The organism is Paenibacillus oleatilyticus (assembly GCF_018998565.1).
Lineage (GTDB): Bacteria > Bacillota > Bacilli > Paenibacillales > NBRC-103111 > Paenibacillus_G > Paenibacillus_G oleatilyticus.
This window is the reverse complement of record NZ_JAHNZO010000034.1, coordinates 36,221-47,302: the sequence shown is the minus strand read 5'-3', so window position 1 is coordinate 47,302 and position 11,082 is coordinate 36,221. Positions and strand designations below refer to the sequence as shown.

The window sequence follows — 11,082 nt, the reverse complement described above, 5'->3', positions numbered from 1 at the left end:
AATGTGTCGTTCAGCGAAATACGGTGACCGTCTTACTTTCATTCAGCGCCGGCAAGTCGGGCCGCTTTATAACCTTCATCATCACAATTTGATCCAGCGGGCCTGCCAGCAGCTGCTCTAACGCCTGATTGGCTTCGGCAGGCTCGATCGAACCGATTCCTTTTTGCTCCATGCTATGACGAATTTGCGCGGACGTCACGGAGCCTACGCTGCCCCAATACCCCCAGTTCATGACTTTGACCGGGCAAGGCCATTCCAGCGACAGTTGGCGGGCGAAAGCGTCCGCATAGGCGCAGCCCGACACATAATTGCTTTGGCCGGGCAGCTTTAGGAATGAATTTAAGGAGGAGAAGAAAAGGACAAAATCCGGCTCTTCCTTTCCGAACACTTGCGCCATATTCACGCTGACGTCCAGCTTCGCGGCAAGCGCAGCCCGGAATTCCTCTTCCTCCATATTGGCAATGCTGCGGTCGGACAGCACAAGCGCCGAATGTACGATGCCGTCGATACGGGAATACTGCCCTCGAATCCGCTCATATGCCCGCTGCAACTCGCTTAGGTCCGCCGCGTTCGCCTGGATATATGCCGGCTGCGGACCTGCGGCGGCCAAACGGTCCAGCTTCGCCTGAATAACGGCATCTATGCTTGTTCTGCCGATCCAGACGATGCGGGCTTGATAAGTGCGGATCATATATTCGCTCCATACTTCGCCGATGCCGCCCGCGCCACCGATGACAACATAAACGCCTCCGCGCCGGTAAACGGTATGCTGTAAAGGCACATATTCTACAGGAACGAGCTCCTGGCGGTACCATTCCGCTTCGCGGTACACATAAGCATTACCCAGCGGATCAGGGGGCAGCGCCAATATGTCCTGCACTGTGCATCCTTCCGCCGCGTCAAGATCGACAACGCGAATATTCCAATTTGGATATTCCTTGGCCAGCGATCCCATGAACCCGTGTACGGCGGCCTGCCCGGGATTGGCGCGGTCATCGGGATAAACGGCCTCCGCTTGGAACGTAATTGCGGTCAAGTCGAGCTCCCGGCTTCCGAAACCAAGCTGGAGCAAGCTTTTCGCCAGTCTGAATACTTGGATCAACTCGCTCTCCTGGCGGCGAACCGGACTATGCTCCGCTCCCGCTATAGCGGGGGCAAGGGTTGATGCCACCCATACGATGTGCCGGATACGTCCCCCGAATGTTTCCAATATCCCCTTTATTTGTTCGAACGTAGCGTTGTCGGGAATATGCGCCGCACTTGCATCCGGGACTGCGGTACGCAGCGTTTCAAGCAAGTCTTCATTTCCGCCAATGAATAACGGTTTGGCGGTTGACACGGATAATGGATCTTGACGTTGGCGTCGGTGTTCGACATGAAAAGCTTCCCACACCGGAGCCAGCATCAACGCTCGCGCCGCCGAGGGACCGGACGAAGAAACGGCCGCTTCCGCGGCGGAATCGCGTACCTGTGCCCAGGCCTGCTCCTGCGCATAACTTGCCCCCTCCGCTGAATACAGCCGGGTCGTGAATCCTTGCATGTGCACGCAAACGTTGCCGCTCTCGTCGCACAAATCGATGTCCAGCTTCATCACGCCATCTTCTGCCCCGCGGGGAACGCTGTATTGAACGCGCGCCCACATGACGGGAGCACAGCCGCCCGGCATTTCAAGCCGCTGCAAAGCAAACGGCAGCGGCGGCCGAAGCGGAAGAAGTGGCCGCTGCATCAAATCCAAAGTCAAGCCAAGCGACGCCTGGAATGCCGAATCGATGAGAACCGGGTGCAGCGTGTACGCCTGCAGCGTATCCGATACGGAAGCGGGCAGCGCCAGCCTGGCCAGCACCTGATTGCGGCCCAAATAAAGCCGTTCAATGCCTCTGTGCCTCTCGCCGTAGAACAGTCCCATCTCCGCAAAAGCCGCGTAACATTCCTCAGACGTCAGCATTCCCTTGTCGCATAGCGGTTTGACAGCGGATATATTGATGCGCCTGCTTTCCGGTTTTCCGGTCAACGTTGCCCGCCCCTGGCTGTACAGAACGGTTTCTTCCCCTTGCTCGGGAACGCCGTAAATCTCAAAGTCAATTTCCAGGTTTTGGTCGAGACGCAGGCCAATATGCACGGAAACAGGCTCTTGCTCCACCGTAACCGGGCGTGCCCACACCATATTCGTGAGCGCAACGCCGGTGCTTGCGCAGTCCGGCGGGGCGGCCCGCACCACAGCAGCTAATGCCATCTCCAGTTGAGCAGCCCCGGGCAGGACGCTGACGTTGTTGACGCGATGATCGCTTAGGAAAAACTCCCGGCCGTCGAATACGGAACTGAACCGCTGCTCCAGCAAATGCGACGTGTTGCGATGCAGCAGCGGGTGCAAAACCCCATCCGCGGACGACGCAGCATGCCCTTCGTCCGCGTCTTTTTTGTCCTGACGGACTGGAACCCAATAACGTTCTTCGGCGAACGGATAAGCGGGCAAACTGATGCGGCCCGGCCTATCCCTGCCGTAACAGGCGTCCCAGTCGATCTCGAACCCTTTGACCCAAATCTGCAGCAGCTGCGCATATTTCTTGTCCCTGATCCAGCTTGCGACCATCTCCTGCATGGCCTCGTCTGCGGCCAGCTCGGCCACCGCCTCTTTACGGCTCTGTACCTCCCCGAAGATCAGCTGCTCCTGCCCCGCTTGCCCGGCAATAAAACGGTTTAATTGCTCCTTCAACTCCTCCACAGAACACGCGATAAAGGCAAGCCGGGCTTCCATAGCCACTCGTCCCGTCTGAAGCGTATAGGCGATGTCGCCTAACTGGCTGTCCGTGTAATTTTCCGCTTCGACAGCATGAAGCAGTTGGGAAGCCCTCGCTCGAAGACGGTCCGTATTTTGAGCCGACAGCACGATCATATGGGGTTTTCCCGGCGATACCGCCTTTGCAGGAAGCATTGCCCGATCCGGGATGTACTCTTCCACGATCACATGCGCATTGGCTCCTCCGGCCCCGAATGAAGAAATACCGGCCATTCTCGGCACCTCCCGGAAGACTCCGTCGCATTCGATGACAGGCCGTTTCCACTCTGTCAGCTCTTGCTGCACGTAAAACGGCGTCTCGCCGAACCGGATATTCGGGTTAAGCGCTTCAGCGTGCAGGGAAGGCGCCAGTTGGCCGTGTTTCATCTGCAGCAATATTTTGCTCAGACCCGCTATCCCTGCCGCGCTTTCGCAGTGGCCGATGTTGGATTTGATCGAACCGATCGCACAAAACTGTTTGTCCTGCGTATTGTGTTCAAAAGCTCTCCGCAGTCCTTCAATTTCGATAGGGTCGCCTAATGCCGTTCCCGTTCCGTGCGCCTCCACATAGCTGATTGCCCGCGCGTCGACCCCTGCCCGCCGAATAGCTTCCATCACGACTTGCGACTGCATGCCCGGATTCGGAACCGTGTAGCCCTTCACCTTGCCTCCGGCGTTAATCGCGCTGCCTTTAATGACGCCGTAAATGTGATCGCCGTCCGCTTCCGCGAGCGGCAGCGGCTTCAATACGACGGCCCCTACTCCCTCGCCATCGACAAAGCCGTCCGCCCGATCGCCGAACGCCCGGTTCTGATCGCCTCCCGACAGCATCGTCTTTTCCGACAATCGCACATAATGCACCGGGTCCACGATGAAATTCACTCCCCCGGCGATAGCGCAGTCGCTGGTGCCGCTGTACAGGCTCTCCAGCGCCAGATGGATTGCCGTAAGCGATGAGGAGCATGCCGTGTCGACCGCAAGGCTCGGGCCGGTAAAATTTAAACAGTAGGATACTCTGTTCGCCACAGACCAGTAAGAAGCCCCTGTCGGATAATTGCCGTTCATGATGCCGACGAACACGCCCACTTTGCGCGAACGGCTCAAAGCTTCCGGGCTATAGCCCGCATCTTCTATGCTCGAATAGACGATTTGTAAAAACTGCCGCTCCTGCGGGTCCATCTGCTCGGCTTCTTTAGGGGAAATGTAAAAAAACAAAGGATCGAAGGTATCGATCCCCCTGATGAATCCGCCCCACTTGCTGTAGGTAGAGCCTTCCCGGCCTTTTTCGGGATGATAGTGCTCCCTCCAGTTCCAGCGGGCTTCGGGAATTTCCGTGATGCAATGTTTGCCTTGTTTCAAATTTTCCCAAAATTCACCCATATGATCGGCTTGGGCATATCGCCCCGCAAGACCGATGACCGCTATATCTTTGCTTACAGAACTGGATGCCGCCGGCCGGGCCGTTACAGCGACAGGCCGCGACATCATCGAGGCATCGGGGCGCTGTTCGATATCTCCGGCCTCCTGGCGGTGACTGCCATCCTGCAGTGAGGCAGCTCCTGCTTCCTCAGCTCCGACCATTGCGGCCAGCGCAGGCCACCGATTTTGTATAAAATAATCCACCAAAGCGTCAATCGTCGAATATTCAAAGAAAAGCGTACTGCTTACATGCTCATCCATCACTTTGTTCAAACGGTCGGTTAGCTGAATAATTAAAATCGAGTCCATGCCGTACATCTCCAAGGCTTCACCGGCATCAATGCTTCCCGCCTCGACCTCCAAAATTTCCCCGATCAGCTTTTTGAAATACGCCCTGCCTTTTTGCCTTAACTGCTTGTGCGACAGACGATTCGCGCTGTCGCCTTCTTCGCCGGCAGCGGCTTGGTTAGTCGCTTGGTCGCTCGATGCCGCAATAGCCGCAAGATCCGGTTCCTGAGCGGCACCTACCGGCGAAGCGTTTCGCATTTGCCGCACAATTCCGTCACTGACGGCGGCAATGACCTGCTGCCCCAAATAATCGGCATCCGCCGCCGGATAAGCGACCGCTTCAAATCCTTCCTGCTCCAGCACCACGTTCCACATCTCCGGGCTTAATACCGGACAGCCGGGCAGGCGCACCTCCTCGTCCTCGTACAGCCACCAGCCTTTCAGCAAACCGAAGGTCACATGGTTGAACAAGGAATTTTCGGTTATTTCGTTAATTAGTAAAACGCCCTTGCGTTTCAGGAGCGCTTTCGCATTGCGAAGCGTCTGTCTTATGTTGCGGGTCGCATGCAGCACGTTCGTTGCCACAACCAGATCGTATTGGCCTACATCCAAATTCTGATCCGCGATTGGTTCTTCAATGTTTAAAATGTGATAGGCAAGATACGGATACTTTTCTTTATATTTTGTTTTTGCATAGCTTAGAAAGGACTTTGAAATGTCCGTGTAGCCATATTCCTGAATATTCGCGCCGTACGGGCCGAACCGCGATAAAAGCATCTCGCTGGTTCCCCCGGTGCCCGCTCCGATCTCCAAAATGCGCAAGCCTTGCCTCCGGCCGCTGTCGATAACTTGCTGTACATGCTTCACGGCTTGCTCCGCGACGACTTCATTGAAGTGGTCTGCGATGAGATTTTGTTTGTAAACGCCTTCCACCATTCGCATCGATGCATTCGGGAACATGATATCCGTAGCTGACCGGCGGCCTGTCAAAATGTCCGGCAAAGCTTTCATCATCGTATCGGCCAGTTGCGCCTTCGCCCGCATGTTCTCATCCGCAAGCCATTGCTGCATGCGGGTATCCCATTCCTTCCACAGCTCCCCGCTGTTCTCGGTGCCGATGGGAGGCTGTCCCTTCAGCACGAAAGCGGTATGCTCCAGCCACCGGCGGTACAGTTCGTGTACCTCTGAAACATTTTCCTTAACGCGATAATCTGCTGCATCGGGCTTACACCCACTGGAATGCAGCTGTACACGAAGCAAACGGATGAGAAATTGATCGAGTTCCACCATCTCACGACGTTGTTGTGCCAACCGCTCATCATTTCGCATGTTCTCATCCTCCCCCCATCTGCTCATCACTCGTCAATTCGCCATTCCTCGCGCCATGTGTCATGGATGTACGGTAACCAATTCCCTCCGATGGATATGGTATGGGTCGCGTCCGCCTTCCGTCTTGATAAGACCTAATTGATGCAAAGGCCCTTTAAGAAGCATTTCCAACGCCAACATCGCTTCCGGCTGCTCTACGGACCCGATTCCCATCTTCGCCATCCGCTTCCGGTAATCACCGGAAGCCACGGCTCCGACGCTTCCCCAGTATCCCCAGTTCATCACTTTCACCGCATAGGCGCGTTCATGTGCAAGCCAATGCGCAAAGGCGTCCTTGAACGCGCATCCGGCTGCATAGTTGCTTTGGCCGGGGGGCGTAGCGAAGGCATTCATGGAGGAGAAGAACAATACGAAATCAAGGTCGTCGTGACGAAATACGAGATCGATGCTGACGCAAACATCCGCTTTGGCAACCAATCCGGCCCGGAATCGGCTTTCGTCCATTTTCATTATGCTGCTGTCCAGCAGAGCGATCGCGGCATGGATGACACCATGGATTCGCGTACAGTGCTCATTAATGATTTGATGCGCGCGGTGCAGCTCTTCCGGGTTCCCCGCATCCGCACATATATACTGTGGCGGGGAGCCATACCGCGCAAGCCTTTGCAAGCTTGCTTCGATGTCCGCATCCTTCTCCCTTCGGCCGATCCAAAAGATACGGGCCTGATACGTGCGGATCATGTATTCACTCCATGCAGTCCCCAGTCCGCCCGCGCCTCCGATGACAACGTATGCGCCTCCGCGCCGGTAGGCCGAACCGCTTGGCGCCGGACATGCGACCGGCACCAGCACCCGCTTATGCCATTGCTTGCCGCGATAAACGAATGCGCCACCCGCCGGGTCCGCCGGAAGCGCGAACAAATCCTCCCACGGACGTTCGGCAGCGGCCTCCAGATCGGCAAGCCGAATGCGCCAGCCGGGATATTCCTTGGCGAGCGACCCGACCAGCCCGTGAACGCCGGCATGAACAGGATCGACGCGATCGGCTTTATGAACGGGCTGTGTCTGGAACGTGAGCACAGTCCACTGTAGCGGCTTGCTCCCGTAACCGATCTGGAGCAAGCTCTTCACCAGTCGAAACAGTTGAATGACTCCCCGCTGCTGCCCTAAGATCATCGCTTCGCCCGAGAGTTGCGCTGCCGTGTCCCCAGGGGAAGCAGGTGCAATCCAGAGGAGATGATCGACGGGTCCGCAAGCTTCCAGCTTATGAGCCAATTCGTCAACCGTGTAATCCGCCGCTGCGGCAATGACCAACGCACCCGGATAACGCTTTTGAATCGACTTCCAATCGTGCGTATTCCCGCCAATGACGATCATGCGATCCTTTAAGAGGACCGGTGCGACATCGGCTTTAAGCCGATAGGTGTCCCATACCGGTGTCAAGAGCACCACGTCTTCAGGCAGCTCCGACGACGAATCGCCGGCAAGTTGCCGCTGCGGCAATTCTCCTTCGAGGTTTCTGGAGGTGTATCTGTTGATCCGCACGCAGCATGCGCCGGATTCGTCGCACATGTCAATATCGAGATACTCCACCTTGTCGCCTCTGGAGCTGCCGCTGCTGTACCGAATATACGCCCACATCCGCGGCGTGCACGGACGTATCAGCTCTAACGTATCCAGCGCAAATGGAAGCGGCGGCTTCGCTGCCGCGCCCGGTTGCCGATCTCCACCCGCAAAGAGGATGGCCGCTTGGAGCGCTGCATCCAGCAAACTTGGATGTAGCCGATATTGTCCTTCTGTTTCCCAAATACAGGACGGCAGCGCCAGCTTGGCAAGAGCTTGCTCCCGCCCCAAGTACATTTCTTGTATACCTTGATGACTCGGCCCATACTCAAGGCCCAGCTTTCGCAATCGTTCATAGCAAGCTGCAGCGCTCAACAATCGGCCGCCGCCTTGTGTCTGCACAGCACGAATATTCAGATTGGCCCCGGCGAGGGCTGTCTGTATGGACGCCCTGCCGCATCCGCATACGATAGTCCGATTGTCCACCGGCTCCTCGTAATAAATTTCATACCGGATGTCGCCGTTATTGTCCGGGTATAGAGCGGTATGAACCGTGACCGCCTGGTCTACGCGAATCGGGTTCATCCAAACGACATTTCTTAGCGTAAATCCTTCTTGACTTTGTGCAAGCAGGCCTCCGGCTTGCCGCACCGCCGCTCCGGCCATTTCCAAATAAGCGGCGCCGGGAAGCACCCTACTGCCTTTCACTTGATGATCGGCAATAAAAAACTCCCGCCCGCTGAAGACCGAGCTGAACTGCAGTTTATGCGCGTCGGAGCAATTTCGGTGCAGCAGAGGATGAAGCATGACGGGGCCCTCCGCCCCTGCCCCCTGAACGGACGGATGCTTGGGCAAACGAAACGTTTTCCGCTGAAAAGCATAAAGCGGCAAGCTGATTTTGGTATACTTTTTTTCACTATTCAGCTTGGTCAAGCGTATATTCGAATCGCAGAGCCAAAGCTTGAGCGCGTTCTCCATGAAAGGCCGGTCCAGCTTCAGACAGGTCATTGGCGCCCCTGCTTCCATCTGCGCCGCTGCAGCCGACAAGATTTGATCCGTATCGTCATCCGCGTGGATAAAGGATTCCAGCCATTGTCCAGTATGATGGACAACGCCGAAAAGCCTGCTATGTTCTTTAATAACCGAATAGGGGCGGCTCGATTTCATTTTGCTCCAGTTGCGGTTCATGAAGTCCGCCGCTTCCTGAAAATCGTGATAGCCGTCCGCAGCGAGCCGCACCGCCGTATGTTTCGTGATCATATCGTCCGCCAGCAAATCGAGCAGTTCATAAAACGGCGGATGATCAAATTGCTGCTGCTCCTGCAAGTCCCATTTCCGGTTCAATTTTTGGATGGAACTTGCAATCATCAGCATCAACAGCCGCTTCCTTTCTGCCAGGTTGGAAAGCTCAGCCGCTGCGGTAACTCCGGCAGCCCCTTCATCCAGCCATCTTTGGCTATTCGCCCCTGTGACGGATTGAATCGCCGTGTGCCACTCATCCATCAAAGTTTTAAACGTGTATTGATTCGCATACAGCTGTTTTGCTTTGTCCATCAATTGCGCATGCACGCCGTCGTACCGGTTATCGGCTATATGCCTCAGCGCGCAGACGATTTTCTCTACATACGCTTCATCAAAAGCATAAGGCATCAGCATCTGTCCGCCGGATATATACAGCGGCATGGACGGCCTTCCCGGTTGGATGTCGTCGAGCTTCTTATGACCGGTAAGGACGGCAACGATGTCGTCGAGGGAGAGCATGCCGCTGACCGCCAGGCTGACCCATGCTCCCGACTTCGCTCCTGCCACGCAGGCCGGAGACCATCCAAGTTCCATCAGAGCCGACGCATGAATATAACCGGCTGCAAACAAATAGAGTTCCCGATGTTCGCCGCTCCACGTATCGTCATAAAACCCGCGCGCGATGCCGCTCTCTACCCCCAGCTTCCTAAGGACGGCGATGAATCGTTCCTCTTTCCTCTTCAGCAGAGCACTTTCCGCCCCGTTCCAACCGATATCCTTATAGCCCTGCCACTTCGGATCGTCAACGTGCAAACACCAGAGCTGTTCCGCTGCGCGCGCGATGCCGGCGCTTTTTTCCAGCATCGCGCATAGATCCTGCTTGCTCTCAACCACCCCGCCAAACCGGTATAGGAACGACTCGCGTCCCATAAGCAGCGACATGCATACATCGTCCATCTCCACCTCATTCATGAACTCCGCGCTTGCCGTCCACTGCTTCCAATCGGCGATGATCCGCTTCAGACTTTCCTCGCTTTTGGCCGATAAAACGAACAGCCTGCCGCCAGCCGAAGCAGCGGCTTTGCCGCTCTTGCTCTTCCTTTTTTTGGCTGCATTCGGCGCTTCCTTGTATTGTTCGAGCAGGACATGCGCATTGACTCCGCCGAAACCGAATGAACTGACCCCCGCTCTCAGCGGCTGCCCCTCTTCCCTGCTCTGCCATTCGCTTGACTCGGTTGCGATCTCAAAAGGAGTTGCCGCGAAATCGATGATCGGATTCGGCACCTTCACGTTAAGGGATGCAGGGATGGTCCGATGTTTCATCATCATGAGAACTTTAATGATTCCTGCCATCCCCGCCGCACTTTCCAAGTGGCCGATATTCGTTTTGACCGAGCCGATTTTGCAAAATCCGCAGTCTTCCGTATCCTCGCGAAATGCCTGGGTTAAAGCTTCCACTTCGATAGGATCGCCGAGCGAAGTTCCCGTCCCGTGCGCTTCGACATACGTCACCGTCTCGGGACGAATGCCTGCCGACTTGTATGCGCTTAGAATGACATCGCGCTGCGCTTGGACTTTCGGCGCCGTTATAGACGGGCTTTTGCCGACGTGATTGACGGCGGAACCTTTGACGATACCATAGATGCGGTTGCCTTCCTCCACGGCTTGATCGAGCCGCTGCAGCAGCAGCACGCCTACCCCGTCTCCCGGAACGTAACCGTTGGCATCTTTGTCGAACGTCTTGCACTGCCCGTCCGGACTCAGCATCCTCGACTTGGAGAAAGAAATATATTTCAAAGGATGGAGATTCAAATTCACCGCTGAAGCGAAAGCGTAATCGCATTCTCCCTGCATCAAAGCGCGCCGGGCTTCATGAACGGCGACCAGCGATGAGGCGCAGGCCGCGTTGACGGGCATGCTCGTTCCCCGCAAATGGAATGCATACGAGATACGATTGGCGAGCAGACTCTCATAGGTGCCCAGGCAGGCATAGCTGTCTGCTGCGGACGCGCCGCAACCGCTCAGCTCCTGAAGATAATCGGGCGACATGATTCCCGCGTACACGGAAGTCACCCGTTCCTGAAGCAACCGAAGCGGGATGCCCGAATCCTCGATGCAGCGCCACGTCTCCTCCAGCAGCAATCTGTGCTGCGGGTCCATACTGCCGGCTTCGCGGGGCGATAGATAAAAAAAACGATGATCAAAGTCATACACGTTATCAAGCGAACCGCACCACTTGCTGTTGCTTTTACCGGCTTCATTGACATCCGGGGAATAGTAATCATCTACATTCCATCGGTCCGGGGGAATTTCGCGGATCGAATTCACCCCGGACACAAGATTTGCCCAAAACGGACGATATCCATCGGCATCGGGAAACCGGCAAGACACTCCTACAACCGCGATATCCACACGATTCAACGTCATTCTCCTCTCCTTTCCGTCACTTGGACTTCGTCGTAAGC

General features: G+C 55.9%; 2 protein-coding genes. Both read right to left on the bottom strand.

Annotated elements, in window-relative coordinates:
* Window positions 1–10: 10 nt before the first annotated feature.
* Window positions 11–5,812: a type I polyketide synthase gene (locus KQX66_RS30695; protein WP_216797197.1), complete on the bottom strand. Its 5,802-nt coding sequence runs from the start codon at window positions 5,810–5,812 to the stop codon at window positions 11–13.
* Between the two features lie 60 nt (window positions 5,813–5,872).
* Entirely contained in the window at window positions 5,873–11,044 is a 5,172-nt protein-coding gene (locus KQX66_RS30690) for an SDR family NAD(P)-dependent oxidoreductase (protein ID WP_216797193.1), read from the bottom strand.
* Between the last annotated feature and the right edge of the window lie 38 nt (window positions 11,045–11,082).